An 18,935-nucleotide genomic window follows, 5' to 3' on the forward strand; every position below is an offset into this window, starting at 1 on the left:
GCGGGCAGCCGGCCCACCGCCTGCCAGAGCGTCGCCCGCTCGTCCGTCACCTGGTCGTGCACCGGCTCCTCCGGCAGGCCGTCGCTGGGCAGCTCCCGGCGCCACCGCCTGCGCCACCACGAGGTATGGGGTCCCCGTAGCAAACAGCGAAAATCCAACGGATATAGCTCTGAACTGCGGGTTCTTAGAGTTCATTGCAGGCAGATGCGACGCGGGTGGTGTACGTCCGGTGCGCCTTGCGCGCGGCTGGTCCGGCGGTCTGCTCGGCCAGGGCTGCGCTCTGCTGTAGTAAGGCATGACGAGCATCGGAACGAAAAGTTCCGTTAGCCGAGTTGAGTTGAGCGGCTTACCGTGACTTTCCGTTCGGATGCGCTTCATAAGAGCATTTTCGCAGGTCAGGGCTCATGGGTGGGCCGGTGGCGTTGTGATGTGCGGCTTGGACGGAGTGGATCCACGCGGCACGCGGCGACCTCACCGACCCTGGACTATGGGGTCTGGTAGGAACGCAACGGTGAGCCCGGGTTGATGTTCAGCCCTTGATGTAGCGGCGCGCCATGTAATGGCGAACCGGGCCCAGGGATGCCAGCCGCAGGGGCAGTTGGCTCAGCCATAGGACGAAGGGGTTGGCGGGGGCGTAGACGCCTTTGACTCGGCGGCCCAGCTTCTGTTTCCTTTCCACCTCCGGGCGGAGGCCAGCCTCCCATTGGGCCAGGGCCGCGGGGATGTCGCCCGGGTTGTTCTCCAGTGCGGCGCCGAGCAGGTCGGCGCCGCCGACGGCGAGTGAGGAGCCGTATCCGGCGAACAGCGTGACGCACCAGGCGGCGTCGCCGAGCAGGACCACGCGGCCACGGCTCCACGTGTCGAGGACCATCTGGCTGATCGTGTCGAAGTAGATGGAATCGGCCGTCTGAAGGCCCGCGAGGACCTCGGGCACCACCCAGCCCATGTCGCCGTAGACGCGAGGCAGTGTCTTGTGCGGGCCGTCGGCCGGTGTGCCTGTGCTGCGATCGGTGCGGTAGCCGAAGAAGGCGACGTTCCTGCCGTCTCCAACACTGATGACGGCAACGGTGCGGCCGCCCGCGGAAAGGGTGCCGGTGGTTCCCTGCGCGATGGCCGCCGGCCGTTTGTCGAGCATGTAGACGGCGACCATGTGGTCAAGGTCGAGGCGATAGTCCTCTTCGGGGCCGAAGGCCAGGGCGCGCGTGGCCGAATGCAGGCCGTCGGCGCCGATGAGCAGATCGGCGTGCTCGATGCTGCCGTCGCTGAGGGTGACGTGCACCGCCCGCTCGTCTTGGTCGATGGCGTCGATGGTGGTGGCGAAGCGGATCTCGGTCGTGTCGCGGACCGCCTCGTACAAGACGGTCTCCACGTCGCCGCGCAGGATGTTCATCGACCGGTTGCCCATGGTGGCCGCGATGGTCTCGCGGGTCAGGGAGAAGCTCCGCTGTCCATTGGCCTTGTGGTAGACGAGCTCCTTGGTGATGAATGCCTTGTCCTTGAGCGCGGGCAGGATGCCCATCCGCTCGGCGGCGTCGTAGCCGATGCCGCCGAAGGCAACCCCGTAGCCGCCGCCGCGACGCTGGGGCGCACGCTCGATGATGAGACTTTCCCAGCCGATCTGGCGCAGCCGCAGAGCGGCGGCCAGGCCGGCGATGCCTGCTCCGATGATGATGACGCGCATGAGGCTCCTTAGCCGTGTTAGCCGTGTGGTGATCTGGGTTGGCGTCAGAGCCGGTCGAGAACGTGCTGCTCTTTGACGGGATCGAGCCAGGTGTCCGGCGAGGGTGCGTCGGGGCGCGGTGTGGGATCTCCTTCGGCCCGCAGCCAGGCCCAGGTGTCGGTGATCGTGTCCCGCAGTGGGCGGCAGGTCAGTCCTGCGGCGAAGGCGGCGCTGACGTCGGCGTCGTGCAGGCCGGTCGGCGCGGGGTCATGCGGGAATCGGAGCCCGAGCTCCATACCGAGCGGCAAGCCCTCCGCCTGCAGCAGCTCCGCGGGCGCCCATACCAGCTCGGCGTCGGACCCGGTCACCTCCAGCGCCGTCTCCAGCAGGTCTCCGATCGTGACGGCACCCGGGCGGCCGGTCACGGTGAAGGCGCCACCGATGCCGCGCTCGGCGGCGAGGAGCATCCAGGCGGCCATGTCGCGGGCGTCGATGTACTGCAACGGCGTCTCCGCCGGGCCGGGGGCCAGTACCCGGCCGCCCTTTTCCAGGCGGCGCAGCCACCACGGGATGCGGCCGACGTCCTCATACGGTCCCAGGATCATTCCGGCCCGGGCCAGCAGGGCGCGTTCGGCGAACGCCTCGATGGCGGCCAGCTCCCCGCCGCGCTTGGCGGCGGCGTAGTCGCTGTTGTCGTCGCTGGCCGGGTCGCCGTCGACCAGCGGAGCGTGTTCGTCCGCGGCCGGTGGCCAGGGCCAGCGGTGGACTCCGCGACTGGAGACGTACCCGTAGTGCCCGGCCCGGTCGGCCAGCAGGCGTGCGCTGTCTTGCACCACGCGCGGCGCCCACGCCCAGGTGTCGATGACGGCGTCCCAGTCGTGTCGTCCCAGCACCGCGCGGACGGCTTCGGTGTCGGTGCGATCGGCGACCAGGGCTCGGATGCCGGGGGCCGGTGGGCGGCTGATGCCCCGGTTGAGCACGGTCACCTCATCGCCGCGGCCGAGCGCGGTTTCCACGACGGCGCGTCCCACGTGATGGGTACCGCCGAGGACGAGTAGTTTCATGACGCTCCAGGCAGGTTGGAGGCCAGGTCGCCGGAAGGCGATCGTGGCCGTGAAGGATGTCGTGGCTGGATAGGCGCAGCGTTCGCATCGCCGATGGCTCGCCGGTTCTCCGGTCGCGGCCCAGGCCAGGCCGGGCGCCGCTGAAGATGTGCGGCCTGATCCGGTGGCCGTACCCGAAGCGGTGAGCGAGCGGCCGAGCGATGCGGGGACGCACTCGCGCCGTAGGCCGGTACGGGCCGCTGGGCTGGTCATCGGGGTCATCTCCTGGTCGAGGCGGTTGTATCTCCATCGCCGACCAGGCTTCCCGGCACACCACCGATCTTCTTCACGAAGTCCGGTAGTGAGCAACATAGCGAACTTTCGGAAATTTCTGAACACTAATGTTTCTCCGCTATCCTGTGATCCACAGGAGGTGACGCGTGGACGACAGGAAAGAGCAGTGGCAGGCCGCGGAACGGCTGGCCCTGGCACTGACCGAGGGCGGCTTGCAGCGCATGGCCGCGCGCACCCTGGCGGTGTTCCTGTTCACCGACCAGGAGACGGTCACTATGGGCGAGATCGCCGACCAGCTCGGCGTCAGCGTCGGCTCGGTCTCCGGTGCTCTCAAGTCACTGCTGTCGGTCGGCCTGCTTGAGCGTCTGCCGGCCCCCGGCAGCCGCCGCGAGCACTACCGGATGCGCGACGACGCCTGGGCCACCTTGTTCTCCACCCAGAACACCCTCACCCAGACCATGCTCCACGCCGCCGAAACCGGGATCAAGACCACCGCGCCGCAGGACCCCGCCCACCGGCGGCTGACTCAGATGCGCGACTTTTACCAGTTCATGCTCGGTGAGATCCCCACCCTGCTGCACCGCTGGCAACAGCAACAGCTCGGCTGATCAGACCCCAACTCCGTCCTGACGGGGTCATGCCGACCTGAGCGGGTATGCAAGCATGACGATCTATGGCGATCCTGGAGCGAGACGCGATCACTGCCCGCCTGGCGGCAGGTGTGGTGGAGTACCGGCTGGACGGCGAAGGACAGCAGGTGGTCGTCGTGTTCCATGGAGGTCACATGCGGGCCGGGCTGCCCCTGGGTGAGGAGGTCTTCACCACCTCGGGGTATCGGGTGCTCATCCCCTCCCGTCCCGGTTACGGCCGCACGCCCCTGGCCACCGGCATCACCCCGGCCGCCTTCGCCGACGTCACCGCCGACCTGTGCCACACCTTGGGCATCGAGCAGGTCGCTGCGGTAGTGGGCATCTCAGCAGGCGGCCGCACCGCGCTCACCATGGCGGCGCGTCATCCGCACCTGGTGGAGCGGGTGATCCTGCAAAGCGCGGTCGCCTTCCTACCCTGGCCGGACCGGCGCACCCGCCTGGGGGGCCGCCTGGTGTTCAACGCGAGCGCCGAAGCCGCGACCTGGGCGGCGGTGCGGCTGCTGATGCGCATCGCACCGCAGGCGGGATTACGGTTGCTGCTGCGCGACCTGTCCACCCTGCCCGTCCGCCACGTCATGGCCGCACTGAGCGAGCACGACCAGGCCGAGCTGATCGCGTTGTTCACCCTGATGCGCTCAGGTGCGGGTTTCGTCAACGACATGCTGGCCGTACCGGACTGCGCCGATCAGGTCACCCAACCGGCCCTGGTCATCGCCACCCGCACCGACCGCTCGGTCCCCTTCACCCACGCCGAATCCCTCGCCGCGACCATCCCCCGGGCCGAACTGGTGGAAAGCCGGGCCGACGGCCACATGATCTGGTTCGCCCCCGACTACCCCGCGATCGCTCAGAGGATCAAGGACTTCCTCGCCACGATCTGAGTAACTGAGGAACTCTTGCTGGCGGGAATATGCCGGCCCGCGCTGTGGCAGGGCGCTCAGCGAGGACCGCGCCGCTGGCCGGGGTCGGCTTCGGCGGTGACGCGGGCGGCGTAGGCTCGGTGCGCTTTGCGTTCGGCCGGTCCGGCGCCGTCGGCAAGGGCGGCGCTTTGCTCCAGCGCGGCGCGGTGGAGCGCAAGCGGGGCCGTGAGGCGAACCGAATAACCGTGGCCGCGGCGGATGATCTGCCCGGACGCGAGGGCCTGGCGGACGGCTTCGTCGCCGATGGTGCGCAGGTGGTCGACCAGCAGGCCGGGCAGGTCGAGGATCACGTCCGGGTCGGGTGGGGGCTCGCCGGTGTCGGCCGGAGCCATGGCGAGGTGGTCGGGCAGGGCGCGAGCGCCGGCGGCGTCCAGGATGCGGCGGATGGTTTTGGGGGCGACCCGGTGCTGGCGGGCCAGGGCCTTGACGGCGCTGCCCTGCCCGTAGGCCTGTACGACGGAGGCCGCCTTGTCCTGGTCGAGGGCCGCGGGGCGGCCGAGGGTCTTGCCGGCGGCTTCGGCGGCGGCGACGCCCTCGCGGGTATTCTCGCTGATCATGTCGCGCTGGAATTCCAGCACGGCGGCCAGGACGGAGACCATCATCTTGGTGCCGGGGTCGTCGCTGGCCAGGTCGATGCCGGACAGTAGCCCGGACTCCACGCGCAGGTGCAGGCCCCGGCGGATGAGCACCGGGCGCAGGGCGAGGATGTCGGCGACGGAGCGGAACAGGCGGGCGGCGTCGGCGATGCGGATGGTGTCGCCCACGGCGGCCTGGTGCAGCAACGTGGTGAATCCCGCGCGCTCCAGGGAGAACTGGCGGCTGGAGGTCGCCGGGTCCTCGTAGACGGAGGCGCCTGCGGCCAGCCGGGTGGCCAGGACGTGCCGCTGACGGGCGTCGGTCTGCTTGTCGGTGGAGTGCCGCAGGTAGATGCGGTCAGCCATGCCCGGCATCTCCGGAGCGGGTGCGGGTGAAGGCGCGAGCGATGAGCAGGGCTCGGCGCGCGCCGGTCGGGGCGTAGCCGCTCTGCTCGCGGGTGTCGTTCCGCGGGTCCAGTTCGACCGAACCGTCGGCCTCGTTGGCCCGGTCGAGTTGCAGGGCCTCGCGGTCGAGGAAGGCGGCGACCTCCTCGAGGAACGCGCCGCCCTCTCCACGCATCACGCGTGCAGCGGCGCGGATCTCGCCGACCTCCACGCGAACCCGGGCGACTCGCTGCTCGTGGCGGGTGACGTCCGCCGCAGTGTGGGGGATCTCGTGGTCGTTCCAGTCGGTCTGCTTCAGCAGGGCCATGGTGTCCCCCTTCAAGATGGGCCAGGTGACGTCCGGTGAGTCTCTGCGTCCTACCCTAGGGGGCGAAAAGGGGAGGCGTAAATCTGGATCAGATCCCATTGGATCGGCCCGCCGTTTCCGCAGGTGACGAACGTGTCCTGATTGGATCCGAGCGCGGGGGCGGAATCGACCGATTCCGCCCCCGCTTGTCGTCGGGCTGATCCTCGGTCAGGGGTTGAGCAGGAAGGTAGTGCCGGCCTCGTTCACCAGGGTGGGCCGCAGTGGCCGCCATCCGTCGTCGAGTTTGGCGGTCTCGCCTTCGATGTCGACCTCGATGAAGCCGAAGAAGTTGATGTTCTCCCGGTGGCCGGGGGCGATGAACGAGAGCAGCTCGTCAGGGACCTCTCGGCCCTGCTCGCGCAGCTCCTTGATTCCCATCGCGTAGTATTCGGTCGTCCAGGTGATCACCGCGTTGGTCAAGATGGTGAGGCACCAGGACTGCTCGGTCTGGTCCTGCAGATGCGGCCGGACCATGACGCCCTGCTGGGCGTAGTGCAGGTCTCGGCGGAGTGCGTGCAGGGACTCGCCCTTGTTGAGCTGCCGGGAGATCTTCCGCCGGTACACCGGGTCCGACAGGTAGCGGGCGGCGTGAATGGTCCTGCGGATGCGTCCCCACTCTTTAATCGCCGCGGCCAGGGTGTTCTGCCGGGAGGCCGCCGACCACTTCCCGACCACCAGGGATGCGGTCGCCTCACCAAACTTCAGAGATCCGGCCATCCGCAGCATGTCGTCCCAGGTGCCGCGGATCAGGTCCTCGTTCCACCGGTCGGCCAGCAGCGGCCCGGCGTGCGGGTAGAGCACGTTGGTGGCGGCCGGGGAGTCGACCCGCAGCATGGTGATCTTTCCCAGGTCGCGAATCCGCGGCGTCAATGCTTTGCCGACCAGGTCGAACAACCCGACGTTCACCAAGGTCGCGCCGTGGGTGTCGGTCGCGTGCTCATGAATCGGCAGGTCACTCTCGTTTCCGAGGAGCTCGTCCAGGGTGTAGTTGGCCTCGCGGGTGGTGGGGATGATCTGCTTGGTGCCGTAGGTCGACCACTGGTCGGACACATGGGTGTAGGTCGACAGAACCTTCCCGCCGTGGATGTTCATGTCCCGGCCGGTGAGGGACTTGCCCCGGACGGGGAAGCGCTGCCCGTCGGAGGAGGACATGGTGCCGCCGCCGAACTTCTTGGCCAGCTCCAACTGGTAGTGGTGGTTGACCAGCACCGTGTTGGCCTCGCGGAGCGTTTCCTCCCGCACGTACCACTCCTGGGTCCAGGCCAGGGTGTCGTAGGAGACGCCACACGCCTCCGACATCCGGGTCAATCCCAGATTCGTGGCGCCCGCGATGAGCACCGCGAGGATGTTGCGCCGTGTCTCCACCGACAGGTTGATCTTCCTGCCGCCGGCGTGGGTGAAGCAGTCTAGGAACTTCGTGCGGACGTCCAACTCGATCGGCAGCGAGGCGATCGGCACGAACGGCAGCATCCCCGCCAGCTCTTCGCGCAGCGCCTTGGCCTCCGCGGGGATGTCCTCGGCCGACAGCGGCGGGATGACCAGCCGTCCCTCCTCATCCAGGCGAACCGCGCCGACATCGTTCGGGGAGGCGTTCGCGAGGGTCTCCTCCAGGTCTTCGAGGGCCTGGTGAAACTCTTCCTTGACGTGGTCGATCGCCTCGCCCACGCCTGCGGGCTTGCGGACGAGCTGGCAGAACTCCGCCCGCTTGCCCTCCCACTGCTCCGGCGTGAACAGGTACGTCCCGGGATCGGCGTACCGGCGCGAGCCCGGGACGAACACATCCCCTGACCGCAAGCCGTCGCGCAGGGCGAGAACCACGCACAGCTCCCAGTAGTGCCGAAACGCCGTGTCGTCTCCCGCCTTGCGGGCCTTGGCGAGGTAGTCGGCGTACCTGGCCGGCACGAACGACGTCGGCGCCCCGGCCGGGACCTTCCGGCCGCCGGCCCGGTTCAACTCCTTCAACATCCTCAACGCGGTCATCAGGTCCTGGGCACCAGGCCCGCCGTGGAAGTCGACCGTGGACAGCACCTTCGGGGTGAAGCGGCGCAGGTAGGTGTAGGAGGCCTCCAGCGCGGCAAGGCGGCCGTGGTCGCGAGGGAGCGGCTTCCAGTTGATCGCCGAGACCTCGCGGAGCTTGTCCATCCCGATCCGCTCCCGCAGGATCCCGCCGACCTGGTCGTCGTCGATGCCCGGGTCGACCAAGACCGGCAAGATCACATCCATCAGCAACTGGCGGGCCTCGCCCCTCTTGGCCCGCTCGGCGAGTGCCTCGTCCGTCTTGGCCTTCGCGTGGGACTCCCGGGCCGATACCGCCTGGTCGAACAACGCGATGACCTCGTCCAGCTGGTCGACCGCAGACTGGGCCACCAGGGCTAGCAAGATCGGATAGCGGCGCTCCTCCCGCCGTTTCAGGCCCTGTACCGTGGAGCGGCGAGCCACCGTGGCCAGGAATCGGCGCCGCTCCCGGGGCAGCATCGACAAATCGAGCTGGTGGGCGTCCATCGCCCGCAGGTACATCAGCTTGTCGATCGACACCCCGATCGCCGGGGCGGACGCCTCCGCCGCCGGCGTCGTCAGCCATCGCAGCCTGGACGTCCCGATCTCCAGGTCCTCCACGAGCAGCCGGTCTAGGTCCGACCGCATCGGCCTGGTGAGCAGGTGCCCGACCTTCTGAGTGGTCAGCTTTGCCGCCGCGTTCCGGGCGGCGGTCACCAACTCCATCAGCGTGACCGCACCAGGCCGCACCACCTGGGCAGCCTGCAGGTGCTCCACCGCCTGCTGGAACAACAGACTCGGGGTGTCGTGCTCCATCGCCCGGTCCAGGAGGAACTGCTCCAGTTCCTTCCACTGGATACTGCCCGGCTTGAGGTTCTTCCACGTCAGGTACTTCATCACCAGCTTCAGGTGATCGCTACGGGTCTGAGGCCGCTTCCGCGTCGACCGGTCGTATGCCTCCAGCATCCCGGGGAACACCGCCATCTGGCCCGCCAACCGCAGCAACGCCGCCTGCGGAATCTCCAGGAGGTCATCGGGGATATAGCCGAGCCAGGGCAACGTACAGAGCTGAACGGCCAGCCCCAATCTGGCCTCTGGACCGCGGCCCGGTCCGTCCAGGAACCCGTGCTCACGCGGCGTCAACGTGAAGTACTTGTTCAGCTCCTCACGCCCAATGTCAGGGAACGACCGTAGACGCTCCAACTGCTCATCAGACAGGAACCGCGTCGACATCAACCACCCCGGACGTCACAGAACACACGAACCATGACGAACCGTAGCCGAAGAGATCAACAACCGTCCTAAAAACCTCAGTAACCGCAGTTCAGAGCTATATCCGTTGGATTTTCGCTGTTTGCTACGGGGACCCCGGTATAGGTCGTGATGAGCACGCGCCGCACGTACGCCTCCGGCTCGTCGATGCCCGGCCAGGCGAACCACGCCTTGGCCAAGGATTCCTGCAGGAGGTCCTCGGCTGTGGCCCAGTCGTGGGTGAGGAGGTACGCGAAGCGCAGGAGCCGGTCGGACCGCGCCACCACGAAGTCCTGAAATATCGCCCTATCGGCCACCTAGTCGCCTTCCGTTGGTCTGCTGACGGTACAGACGCATCGGCCACGGCGACGGGTTGCCCGACGGTGGGTGCGATCCAGGGAAATTCGATGGCGGGCGGAGACAAAGGCGTGGGTTGGGCGCGTCGGCCCAGCCCAGAGCCTCTCGTAGACTTCGCTCCATTCCGCGAGACGTGCCTCAGGTCGAACGAGACCGGCGGCGAAGGCGGCGCAGCGGATCAACGCTCAGCCAGTCCCGGTCGCGCCACCAGCCGCACGCCGAGCCGAGCGCGTCCAGGCGGGTGTTATCTGCGATAGCTGCCGGAGATCGTTCTCGCCAAAGCGATAGCGCCAATATCCGGTCCACTCCTCCAACTGACCGCGATTCCATCTGATGAAGTCTGCGATCACACAGCACATCGTCGTGCTGGGCTGAAGTCCGCTGGTATGCGTGGTCAAGCGCGATGGGTGTGCCATACGTGCCAGCGGCACTGCTCCCATGGCCGCCTTATGAGGCGTGCTTTCACCTGCGCGTTTGCGTCTTGATTACTTCTGATGAAAGATCCCTTCGTTCGATGTAACCAGACGGAGGGTGACGAAAGCGTGAGCCGGGACGGGGCGGTGCCGGGAGCGGCCAGCCTGCACCTTGTGGGCGGAACGGTGCTGCTGCGCCCGGAAGAGCAGGTGGCCGACGCCATGCTGGACGGGTGGCGCAACCAGCAACTGGCCCGCAACCTTGCTCTCTCCACGATCGAGGGCAGGTTGAACGCGGTGAATGCCTTCACCCGCCACGCCGACGCTCACCCATGGGAGTGGGCGCCGAAGATGGTCGACGACTGGCTGGGCGACCTGCGGGCGGTCCGGCATCTGAAACAGTCGACCCTGCGTAACTACTCCGAGGCCATCCGGTCGTTCTGCGCCTTTATCACCGATCCCGCCTACGGCTGGGCCGCCGAGTGTGAGCGCCGGTTCGGCACGCACCCCATCCAGGTCTGTCACGAGTGGAACACCGCCACCCACCTGCAGGAATCCGAAGCCGATCCGGCCAAGCGCGCCTTCACACGCGATGAACTGCAAGCCTTCTTCGACCACGCCGACGAGCAAGTCGAGCGGATCAGCGGTGCCGGCCGCAAGGGATGGCTGCCCGCCTTCAGGGACGCCACCTTGTTCAAGACCGCCTACGCCTACGGACTACGCAGAAGGGAGACACGGATGCTCGACCTGGCCGACTTCGGCCCCAACCCTCACGCCCGCCCATTCGGCGACTTCGGCGTCTGCTACGTCCGCTTCGGCAAGGCTATGAAAGGCTCCCCGCCCAAGCGGCGCAGCGTGCTGACAGTCGGCCCACGAGACGGCGTCGGAGGAATGGACTGGATCGTCGAGATCCTCACCCAGTGGACACAAGAGGTCCGCCCGGTCTTCAGCAACGTGGACTCGCCCGCGCTCTGGCCCTCCGAACGCGGACCGCGGATCGGGTTCTCCCAGATGAACACCCGCTTCGCCACTTACCGCGACGCGCTGGGACTCGATCGGGGCCTGGACTTCCACTCCTTCCGCCGCTCCTACGTCACGCACCTGGTCGAGGACGGATGGGATCCCCGGTTCGTTCAGGAGCAAGTCGGCCACGAGCACGCCTCCACCACCTCCATCTACACCTGTGTCTCCTCCGACTTCCGCACCCGGACCCTGCGCAAGGCGATGGAGGCCACGCTCAGCGCAGCGCTGGAGCCCGGAAGGAAGACACGATGAAACGCCAGGTCAGCTACCAGTGGCGGCTACGCGAGCTCATGGCCGCCCACGGCATGTTCAACGCCACCGACCTCGCCCAGCCGCTGGCCGACCGGGGGATTACCCTGTCGTCGGTGCAGATCTGGCGCCTGGTCACCCAGAGCCCCGAACGCCTCTCCCTTCCGGTCCTGGCCGCACTCTGTGACATCTTCGACTGCAACCCTGCCGACCTCATCGCCACCAGGGCAGAGGATGTCCGGCCGCGCCGTACCGCCACGGGTGAGAGCGGAGCCCCGGTGACCGATCTGGCTGCCGTCCGGCCCAAGCGCGCCCGCATCCGGCCCCAAGAATGAGCGCCTACCGCACCAGGGAGGAATACGAGCGCCGGCACATGGGCGAATGCGTCCGTTGCGGTCGGCGGGCGTCCAAGGCCGCCAACTGGGAAGGCCTGATCTGCCGGACCTGCTGCGAGAAGGCCGCCCGCACCTACGGCATCTGCCCCGGCTGCGGAACCGACCGGCTGCTGCCGGGCCGCCGCCATGACAAAGCGGCCTGCCGGGACTGCTCAGGCATCACCCGCGACTTTCGCTGCGGGCGCTGCGGAATCGAAGCCCACCTCCTCGGCGGACGCCTCTGCGAACGCTGCACCCTGCACGACCGGCTTGACAAACTCCTCGACGAGGGCACCGGACGCGTCAGCCCTGCGCTCATCCCGCTGCATCACCTGCTGACCGGCATGCCGCGACCTAAGAGCGGACTGGCCTGGCTGGCAAGCGCGAAGGTCCAAGGGTTGCTGACCGCCCTGGCAACCGGGACCATGCCGCTTTCCCACCAGGCATTCCACGTGTCGACGACACGTGAAAACTGGGTCTGGCACGAATTCCGTGAAGGGGCGTGCTCAGTCGGCGAGTAGGACGCGTTTGCGCAGCAGGTCGGGGTTGGCTCGTCCATACATCTGTCGCTTGAGCATCTTGATGCGGTTGACGTGTCCCTCCACCGGGCCAGAGCTGTAGGGCAAGGTCAGACCCGCCCGGGCTGCGTCGAGATCGCGGCGCAGGCCCATGATGAAGGAGCGCAGTTCGGGTAGGTCGTCGGCGTCGGCTGCGACCATCCAGCGTTCAAGATGATGGCCGTGCCGGTTGACCATCATGTCGGCGAAGGCGCGGACGTGGTCGTAGAGCATGGCCAGGGGTGGGCAGGCGGTGGTGAGTGCGTCCAGGTGCCGCTGCTCGTCAACGGTGAGGGTGGCGGGGTTGCGCAGCAGCCATCCGGTGGCTTGCCGCACCGTGGGCGCGGACGAAACCGGAGGTCGCCTGATGGTGTCCGAGCGCCAGGACTGCAGGTATTGGCGGACGGTGGTGGGAGCGCCGCGGTAACCGCGTTCGCGGAGTTCCTGGTAGAGCTGTTCGGCGTTGGTGCAGCCCTCGTTCCAGCGCTGACGCAGGTAGGGCTCGAAGGCATCCAAGGCTCGCGGGCGGCGTCCGGTGCCGTCCTTAACCAGCAGTTCCTCGGGAGTGGCGGCTCGGGCGAAGCGGCGCACGGTGTTGCGGGCCAGGCCAAGCTCGGTGGCGATCGCGCGCAGGTCCCGCCCTTGGGCGAGCAGGTGGTGGATGGAGGCATGCCGCTGTCGCGTCCGCTCGGCCAGTGGTCCTGTTCGAGCCGGTGGTTGGGCGTTTGGCCTGGCTGGCGGGGTGTGGGCTTCGCCGGTTTCGGTCGGTGGGGTGAGTGGCGGGAGGTCACGTAGGACGGTGCGGTGTTTGGCCAGGGTGCGTTCGACGGCTTCGCTGAGGTTTCTCCACATGTGCCAGCGATCGGCGACTTGGGTTGCCTCAGGTGCGCCGCGGGCGGCGCCTTCGGCATAGCTGCCGGCGCGGTCGCGGCAGATGATCTGGACGCCGGGGTGGTCGGTCAGCCAGGCGGCCAGCGCGTCGGCGGAGCGTTCGTCGAGCATGTCGATGGGCCGTCGGGTGGTGATGTCGATCAGGATGGTGCCGTAGCGGTGGCCCCGGCGCAGGGCGAAGTCATCCACGCCGAGCACCTGCGGCCCAGCTTGCAGAGCGGGCTCGGGCAGGGCGCGGATGATCCGGATCAAGGTCATCCGGCTCACCGTCGTGGCGAGCCGGTCGGTGAGTCGGGCGCCGGCCCGGCCGCCGAGCGCCAGCGCGATCGCCCGTAACGTTTGCAGCAGGGCAGTGCTGTGGCGGCCGTAGCGCACGGTCAGCCCGGGCACCTGCTCGGCGAAGGTCTGCTTGCAGCAAGCTGGGTTGCGGCAGAAGAAGCGTGTCACCAGTAGATGGATCAAGGTTTCCTGACCGCCGATGGCGGCATCGCACAGCCGCCGTTCGTATCGGCTGTGCACCCTCTCCGACACCCCTCCGCATGCAGGACATGCCGCCTGCGACGTGCCCGTTCTGGCTTGGATCCGTACCGACTTGCCGATGCGGGACACGCGCTCGATACAGATGCCGGCCAGGTGAGGGAGGAAGACTTCCAGCAGCTCCGAGACAGTCACGCAACATGATCAACAAGCCGCGAGCCGAGTCCACCGGAAGATCACGGAATGTGTGCCAGACCCAGTATTCGAGCGTCGTTGACACCACGAACATCCCGATTGGCGGCCGGCCGCACATCTCCGCGACCTGCTCATGTCCTGCGGCCTGCTCCCCGAAGTCGACAAGCACCTGCTGCATGTCGAAAGCTGGTTGCTGCGACGCCTGGCCGAGCTCGCCGATCAGGGCCATCTGCCGTTGCTGCAGCGGTTCGCGACCTGGCATCAAATGGTCAAGCTTCGAGAACGTGCTGCCATCCGCCCGCTGGCAGGCAGCACCGTCGTCCACGCGACGCAGGAGTTCAACCGGACCCACGAGTTCCTTCTCTGGCTCACACAGCGGCAACGCTCCCTCGACCAGCTGGGACAAAACGACGTCGACCTCTGGCACGCCACGCACAAGCCTCACGAGCATCGTTCCCTGCGCGCCTTCCTCACCTGGGCGATGCGCACCGGGCGCACGCCACGAGCGCTCAGGCTGCCACGGCTGAATCGGGTGGAAGGACGGCCACTCACCCAGCACCGGCGGCTCGAACTCCTGCGCCGGGCCCTGGACGAGGCAGCTGGGCCGGTCCGTTCACGAGCCGCGGCCTGCCTGATGCTGCTCTATGCCCAGCCGGCCAGTCGCATCGTCCGGCTCACCCTCGACGACGTCGTCCACGACACCGACGGCCAGGTCCTCATCCGTCTGGGCGACCCACCAACTCCGGTCCCCGCCCCCTTCTCCGACCTGCTGCTCCAAGCCAAAGCCGAGCGCACCAACATGAACACGGCCACCAACGCCGACGCCCGCTGGCTCTTCCCCGGACGCCGAGCTGGCCAGCCACTCCACCACCGCAGCCTGGCCGACCTAGTCCGCGACCTCGGCATCCCCGGCCGAGCCGCCCGCACCGCCGCCCTCCGGCAACTGGTTCTCCAAGCCCCCGCTCCCGTCATCGCCAGGGCCCTCGGCTTTCACGACAAGACCACCACCCGGCTCGCCTCCGAAGCGGGCGGGACATGGAGCCGCTACGCCCCAAACGATCACGCGGAGTGAACAGAGGCAAAGACCGAGACGGGAATTCAGATCACACGATCATCGATCTTTACCAGTCCCGGGGCCTGGATCAGGGTCCCGACATCGCCGGGCCTCCTTTCCTCGTGATCACTCACAACGTGCGACCTCATGTCGCAATTGAACGTGTCCCAGCCGCAGGTAGGCCGAAATTGACGATCGTGCCCATTGCTGCCAGGGTTGACCGCGACTGATCTTGACCGGAGAGGGGTGCCTCGTGGCTCCGGAACCACCGACCAGTCCCTCGGAGGAATGGGCCCAGTGGGGCGCCGGAACCAAGGCGCCCGGCTACTGGCCCGGCCTGGGTGCCGAGCACCGGGAGGGCTTCGACGTCGACCACGTCCAGTTGAAGGCCATCGGCCGGCGCCTCCTGGGGGAACTGGACGAGCTCTATATCGCTCTTCCCGCGCTCCCGTTCGGCCCTCCGCCGATCCTGCCGGGGGCCGACTTCCTGAAACACGTCTTCACCGTCAGCGGCGATCGGCTTGACAGCGTACGACAGGACACCTACGTCGAGTCCGGCGCGGCCGCTTTCCTCATCGCCACGTCCGGCCGTACCTACGAGAGCGCCGACCGCCTGCCGGAGATGCCGATGCCGGGTGTTCCCAGCCTGCCCCCCGGCTCGGGCCTGTCGGGCCTGCCTCCGTTGGGAGGGAGTTCCGATCCACCGGATCTTCCTTTCATGTCATCCGTGGACTGGTCGTCGGCGGACCGGTCGCCTCTGGCCCTTTCCGAGGGCCGGTACTCTCTCAGCGAGATCTACCCGGTCGGCCGTTTCGCCGCGTACGTTCCGAGTTCGATGGATCCTGGTCAGCCGATCGGGTTTGACGGGCTCGATATCCCGTTGCCGGGGAGCCCGGCGAGAGCTGGCATCCGGGCCGCGTTGATGGCACAGGATCCGGACACGCTGTCGCAGTGCGCCGTCGCCCTGACGGGTGTCGCCGACGGCCTGGTCGAAGTCGTGCACAGGCTGACCTACCGCGCCCAGGATGTCCGTGACGCGCCCTGGCGCGGCCCGGCGGCGGACGAGGTGCAGAGAGCGTTGCAGCGTATCTCCCTGTCCGTCCGGTCGCTGGCCGCAGGTTACGGAGCCGTGGGCCTGCTCGCCCAGGAATGCGCGGACATCGTGCGGGACGCTCAGCACGGTTTCGACGTCGTGGTCAACAAGGGCGGCTGGGAGGTCTCCGACGTGTGGGGCGGTGACAACGACGACGCCAGGGAGTACCTGGGCGACGTCAACAGGAAACTGGCGAACGTGATCGAACGCCTCCGCGGAACGGAGATCGAGATCTCGCTCGCAGGTCTCATTCCCGAAGAGGCCCGCGCGCTTCAGCCGCTTGAGGCGGGCCCGGCTCCAGGCATCGAGCTGAACATGTTGGGACGGCTCTGAGGACGCCACGGGTCGGTCATCCGCGAAGGTGCCCGGTGAACGATCCACACTGTCGGCCTCGGCCCGCCAACCGGGGCGGTCATGGGCCTGCTCCAGCGCCCGACTACCCTCGGCGAGCGCACCTGAGCCGGTGGCCATGGGCGTGGCCAGCGTACGGGCGAGGCCCTGGTAGGGCGTCCATGTGGCCGACCATGCCACGCGGCGCGCGTGATTTTCGAGGCGCACTCCAACCCCGAGGCCGAGGAGCCGCGTGAGATCTGCCGAGACACCCTGGCGGAAGCCCGCCGGTTAGGCGTCGCGGTACCGTGACTGGAGGCGGCGGAACCGAGCTTTGCCCGCGAGGTGACAGCTCCGCATAGAGCCACGGCCGCGCCCGCGAGCACGCCCCCCCCATTTCCCGCGGCCAGGCAGTGCTCACCACTGCGCCGCGTAGCCGAAGAGCACCGTCGAGATCCACTCCGTTCACCGACATTGATTTTCGACACGAGTTATCGACAGTGCTCCCCTGCCGTTCCCTGATCGACTCGGCGAGTGACCGTCACTCAACACTGAGAGACCGGTTACTCAGCGCTACTTTGCGACTGGTGACGCGGACCCGAGTAGTGGCCCTGTTGTCTGCGGCAAGGGGAAGTGGTGCCCGCCGTTGTACAACTGCCTCTGGTGAAGTCGGCCGGGCGGGGTGCCTACTGGCGGGTGGACGGTTCCGGGTTGGAGGTGCTTCCGGTGTCGCCGGCCAGCATGACCGGTACCGCAGCTTTGACGATGCCGGGTCCGACCGGGAGCGGGGTGGCGTTGCCGGCGCGGAAGCCGTCCAGGGTGAAGGCGATCTGGCGGCGCCAGGCATCAGGGGCGGCAGTGCCGACCGTCCGTGTCAGGTGGGCGTTCAGCCAGAAGATCACGAAGATGTCGTCGGGGGTGAGGTCGGTGCGGAGTGAGCCGTCGGCCTGGGCTTCCGCGATGAGCCGGGACCCGAAGGTGAGGGACTTCTGGCAGGCCGCGCTCAGTTCGGCGGCGTTCTGGTAGGCCTGCGCGATGATGTCGTTGAGGGCCGCGTCGGCTGCTTGAAGCGCGCACATCCCTTCGACATAGGCGACGAATCGCTTCCATGGAGTGGCCTGGGCTCCCGCTCGGCGCATGACGCGGTCCAAGCTCCTCAGGGCGAGGTCGGGAAGCACCGCGTCGATCAGTTCCTGGCGGCTGCGGAAGCGGTTGTACAGCGTTCCGATGCTGACGTCGGCCCGGCGGGCGACTTCTTCGAGGGGGGTTTCCAGGCCGCGTTCCTGGAAGACCTCAAGTGCGGCGACCTTGAGTTTCTCCAGGTTCCGGCGGGCGTCCGCGCGCAAGGGCCGGGGGTCGGGCATGGCGCCTCCAGGTAACTTGACGAGGTCTCTCAGGTTAGGGTTATCCTCGGACCTAACTTGAGGGAATACCTCATTCTATTGTGGGAGAGGACAGCGTCATGCCCAAGACGATCGCGGTGTTCGGCGCCGGCAGCGGTATGGGGAGGTCGGTGGCCCGTCGCTTCGGCCGGGAGGGGTACCGGGTCGCACTGGTCGCCCGTCGGCGCGAACCCCTGGACGAGCTGGTCGCAGCCCTCGCCGCGGAGGGAATAGAGGCAGCCGGCTTCGTTGCCGACCTGCGCCGCACCGAAGATGTTCCGGCCCTCGTGGCGGAGATCCGGGAACGGTTCGGGCGGATCGACGTGCTCAACTACGCGCCGTTCACTCCCGCCGCCCTCACCCTCGCGGCGGATCTCGATGCCGCCGAACTGCGGGAGTGGGTGAACCTGTATCTGCTGACCCCCGTCGAGTTGGTGCATCACGTGCTGCCGGAGATGCTGGAGCGCGGGGACGGCGGGATTCTCTTCGTCTACGGATCCTCGGTGATCATCCCGGCGGCGGGCGTGTCCGGGCCGGTTCCGTTGATGGCGGCCGCGCGGAACTACGTCCTCACCCTCCATGAGGAACTGGCGGGCCGAGGTGTCTACGCGGGCGGCCTCGCGGTCAGGGCTCTGATCGCCCAGAGCCAGGCCGACCAGGCCGTACAGGGTGGGGAGCTGAAGCTGAACATGGAGCTTCCCGTGGTGGAACCGGACGAGCTTGCCGATCTTGAATGGCAACTGATGCAGAAGCGGGACCGGGCCGACGTCCTGTATCCCGCCCCGTAGCGAGGTCGGTACCGGGTGGCAGGGCGCCGCTGACGGCTCTGAGCGCGGGCCACGCCAGCAGCGCCAAGGCCGCGGCGAGTGCCGCCACGGCCAGCATGGCGCCCGGCAGCCCGGTCGCCTGCGCCCAGTGCCCCACATACACCGGCCCGGCGAGGTAGCCGAGATAGGCCAAGGTGGACACGACCGAGGTGGCGGCGCCGCGGGCGGCCGCGGGGACGTTGGCGGTGGCCAGGCCGAGCACGGTGGGGAAGAGCACGGCGGTGCCGACGGCGGCCAGGGCCAGCCCGAGCAGAGCCGGCGGGAGAGACGCGGTGAGGGCGAGCAGGGACGTCCCCGCCGCGGAGATCACCGCGCCGGCGGTGAGGACGATCCAGGCGCGACGGGTCTTCACCGCGCTGATCGCGAAGCGGGTGAGCGAGACGGCAAGTGCGAAGACCGCGGGCCCGGCGCCGGTCAGCGCGGGTCCGGCGTGCACGGTATCGGCGAGGTAGACGGCGCTCCAGCTCTGGTGGGCGTTCTCCACGGCGAATCCGAGCGCGCCGAGTCCGCCCGCGACAAGCAGCAGCGGCAGATGAGCGCGCAGACCCGGCCGGCTGTACGCGGTTGAGGTGCG

At 68.0% G+C, this 18,935-nt stretch carries 16 protein-coding genes and 1 pseudogene; 8 read left to right on the forward strand and 9 right to left on the reverse strand.

Annotated features, from left to right (window positions below; genetic code table 11):
* Positions 1-529: 529 nt before the first annotated feature.
* Together QSK26_RS40350 and QSK26_RS40355 are read right to left on the reverse strand one after the other, a co-directional pair.
* Positions 530-1,681 (reverse strand): FAD-dependent oxidoreductase, encoded by a 1,152-nt coding sequence (locus tag QSK26_RS40350; protein WP_285780658.1) that lies wholly within the window; start codon positions 1,679-1,681, stop codon positions 530-532.
* A gap of 44 nt (positions 1,682-1,725) precedes the next feature.
* Positions 1,726-2,724, reverse strand: a complete 999-nt coding sequence (locus QSK26_RS40355) for an NAD-dependent epimerase/dehydratase family protein (RefSeq protein ID WP_285780659.1) — start codon at positions 2,722-2,724, stop codon at positions 1,726-1,728.
* A 419-nt stretch (positions 2,725-3,143) separates the two neighbouring features.
* On the opposite strand from QSK26_RS40355, the gene QSK26_RS40360 reads away from it, so the two are divergent.
* Positions 3,144-3,605 (forward strand): GbsR/MarR family transcriptional regulator, encoded by a 462-nt coding sequence (locus QSK26_RS40360; RefSeq protein WP_285780660.1) that lies wholly within the window; start codon positions 3,144-3,146, stop codon positions 3,603-3,605.
* Between the two features lie 65 nt (positions 3,606-3,670).
* Positions 3,671-4,528, forward strand: a complete 858-nt coding sequence (locus QSK26_RS40365; RefSeq protein WP_285780661.1) for an alpha/beta fold hydrolase — start codon at positions 3,671-3,673, stop codon at positions 4,526-4,528.
* Between the two features lie 56 nt (positions 4,529-4,584).
* Here QSK26_RS40365 and QSK26_RS40370 read toward each other — a convergent pair whose 3' ends face one another.
* The 4 genes from QSK26_RS40370 to QSK26_RS40385 form a co-directional block, all read right to left on the reverse strand.
* Positions 4,585-5,508, reverse strand: coding sequence for a recombinase family protein (locus QSK26_RS40370; protein WP_285780662.1), 924 nt, complete (start codon positions 5,506-5,508; stop codon positions 4,585-4,587).
* Positions 5,501-5,854, reverse strand: coding sequence for a hypothetical protein (locus tag QSK26_RS40375; RefSeq protein WP_285780663.1), 354 nt, complete (start codon positions 5,852-5,854; stop codon positions 5,501-5,503). Before QSK26_RS40375 ends, QSK26_RS40370 begins: the two co-directional genes overlap by 8 nt.
* A 207-nt stretch (positions 5,855-6,061) precedes the next feature.
* The gene (locus QSK26_RS40380; protein WP_285780664.1) at positions 6,062-9,121 is read right to left on the reverse strand and encodes a Tn3 family transposase; all 3,060 of its coding nucleotides are present in this window, start codon (positions 9,119-9,121) and stop codon (positions 6,062-6,064) included.
* A 77-nt stretch (positions 9,122-9,198) separates the two neighbouring features.
* The gene (locus QSK26_RS40385; RefSeq protein WP_285780665.1) at positions 9,199-9,456 is read right to left on the reverse strand and encodes a sigma factor; all 258 of its coding nucleotides are present in this window, start codon (positions 9,454-9,456) and stop codon (positions 9,199-9,201) included.
* A 582-nt stretch (positions 9,457-10,038) separates the two neighbouring features.
* Between QSK26_RS40385 and QSK26_RS40390 the strand changes: the two genes are divergently transcribed.
* From QSK26_RS40390 to QSK26_RS40400, 3 genes are read left to right on the forward strand one after another with little or no spacing between them, the layout of a single operon-like run.
* Positions 10,039-11,184: a tyrosine-type recombinase/integrase gene (locus QSK26_RS40390; RefSeq protein WP_285780666.1), complete on the forward strand. Its 1,146-nt coding sequence runs from the start codon at positions 10,039-10,041 to the stop codon at positions 11,182-11,184.
* Positions 11,181-11,516 carry a helix-turn-helix domain-containing protein gene (locus tag QSK26_RS40395; protein ID WP_285780667.1) on the forward strand — a complete coding sequence of 112 codons (336 nt, stop codon included), beginning with the start codon at positions 11,181-11,183 and terminating at the stop codon, positions 11,514-11,516. Before QSK26_RS40390 ends, QSK26_RS40395 begins: the two co-directional genes overlap by 4 nt.
* Positions 11,513-12,076, forward strand: coding sequence for a hypothetical protein (locus QSK26_RS40400; RefSeq protein ID WP_285780668.1), 564 nt, complete (start codon positions 11,513-11,515; stop codon positions 12,074-12,076). The genes QSK26_RS40395 and QSK26_RS40400 overlap by 4 nt, the downstream gene beginning before the upstream one ends.
* Here the strand turns inward: QSK26_RS40400 and QSK26_RS40405 are convergent.
* On the reverse strand, positions 12,062-13,675 hold the full coding sequence (locus tag QSK26_RS40405; RefSeq protein ID WP_285780669.1) for an ISL3 family transposase: 1,614 nt from the start codon (positions 13,673-13,675) through the stop codon (positions 12,062-12,064). The genes QSK26_RS40400 and QSK26_RS40405 overlap by 15 nt on opposite strands.
* A gap of 133 nt (positions 13,676-13,808) precedes the next feature.
* Here QSK26_RS40405 and QSK26_RS40410 point away from each other — a divergent pair, with 133 nt between their 5' ends.
* Positions 13,809-14,747, forward strand: coding sequence for a site-specific integrase (locus QSK26_RS40410; RefSeq protein WP_285780670.1), 939 nt, complete (start codon positions 13,809-13,811; stop codon positions 14,745-14,747).
* Between the two features lie 364 nt (positions 14,748-15,111).
* A complete protein-coding gene (locus QSK26_RS40415) occupies positions 15,112-16,155 on the forward strand; it encodes a WXG100 family type VII secretion target (protein ID WP_285780671.1) in 1,044 nt (347 codons plus the stop codon).
* Positions 16,156-16,838: 683 nt separating this feature from the next.
* Here the strand turns inward: QSK26_RS40415 and QSK26_RS40420 are convergent.
* A complete protein-coding gene (locus QSK26_RS40420) occupies positions 16,839-17,516 on the reverse strand; it encodes a TetR/AcrR family transcriptional regulator (RefSeq protein ID WP_285780672.1) in 678 nt (225 codons plus the stop codon).
* Positions 17,517-17,614: 98 nt separating this feature from the next.
* On the opposite strand from QSK26_RS40420, the gene QSK26_RS40425 reads away from it, so the two are divergent.
* On the forward strand, positions 17,615-18,322 hold the full coding sequence (locus tag QSK26_RS40425; RefSeq protein WP_285780673.1) for an SDR family NAD(P)-dependent oxidoreductase: 708 nt from the start codon (positions 17,615-17,617) through the stop codon (positions 18,320-18,322).
* Positions 18,323-18,422: 100 nt separating this feature from the next.
* On the opposite strand, the pseudogene QSK26_RS40430 reads toward QSK26_RS40425, so the two are convergent.
* Positions 18,423-18,845: pseudogene (locus QSK26_RS40430) on the reverse strand (MFS transporter); the annotation flags it as partial.
* Positions 18,846-18,935 lie beyond the last annotated feature (90 nt).

The organism is Microtetraspora sp. NBRC 13810 (assembly GCF_030268685.1).
Lineage (GTDB): Bacteria > Actinomycetota > Actinomycetes > Streptosporangiales > Streptosporangiaceae > BSRQ01.

Excerpts from the sequence above, each read along its gene's own strand:
- QSK26_RS40380 (WP_285780664.1), bottom strand. The coding sequence starts at position 9,121 with ATGTCGACGCGGTTCCTGTCTGATGAGCAGTTGGAGCGTCTACGGTCG.
- QSK26_RS40350 (WP_285780658.1), bottom strand. The coding sequence starts at position 1,681 with ATGCGCGTCATCATCATCGGAGCAGGCATCGCCGGCCTGGCCGCCGCT.
- QSK26_RS40370 (WP_285780662.1), bottom strand. The coding sequence starts at position 5,508 with ATGGCTGACCGCATCTACCTGCGGCACTCCACCGACAAGCAGACCGAC.
- QSK26_RS40365 (WP_285780661.1), top strand. The coding sequence starts at position 3,671 with ATGGCGATCCTGGAGCGAGACGCGATCACTGCCCGCCTGGCGGCAGGT.
- QSK26_RS40410 (WP_285780670.1), top strand. The coding sequence starts at position 13,809 with ATGTCCTGCGGCCTGCTCCCCGAAGTCGACAAGCACCTGCTGCATGTC.
- QSK26_RS40375 (WP_285780663.1), bottom strand. The coding sequence starts at position 5,854 with ATGGCCCTGCTGAAGCAGACCGACTGGAACGACCACGAGATCCCCCAC.
- QSK26_RS40425 (WP_285780673.1), top strand. The coding sequence starts at position 17,615 with ATGCCCAAGACGATCGCGGTGTTCGGCGCCGGCAGCGGTATGGGGAGG.
- QSK26_RS40400 (WP_285780668.1), top strand. The coding sequence starts at position 11,513 with ATGAGCGCCTACCGCACCAGGGAGGAATACGAGCGCCGGCACATGGGC.
- QSK26_RS40420 (WP_285780672.1), bottom strand. The coding sequence starts at position 17,516 with ATGCCCGACCCCCGGCCCTTGCGCGCGGACGCCCGCCGGAACCTGGAG.
- QSK26_RS40395 (WP_285780667.1), top strand. The coding sequence starts at position 11,181 with ATGAAACGCCAGGTCAGCTACCAGTGGCGGCTACGCGAGCTCATGGCC.
- QSK26_RS40355 (WP_285780659.1), bottom strand. The coding sequence starts at position 2,724 with ATGAAACTACTCGTCCTCGGCGGTACCCATCACGTGGGACGCGCCGTC.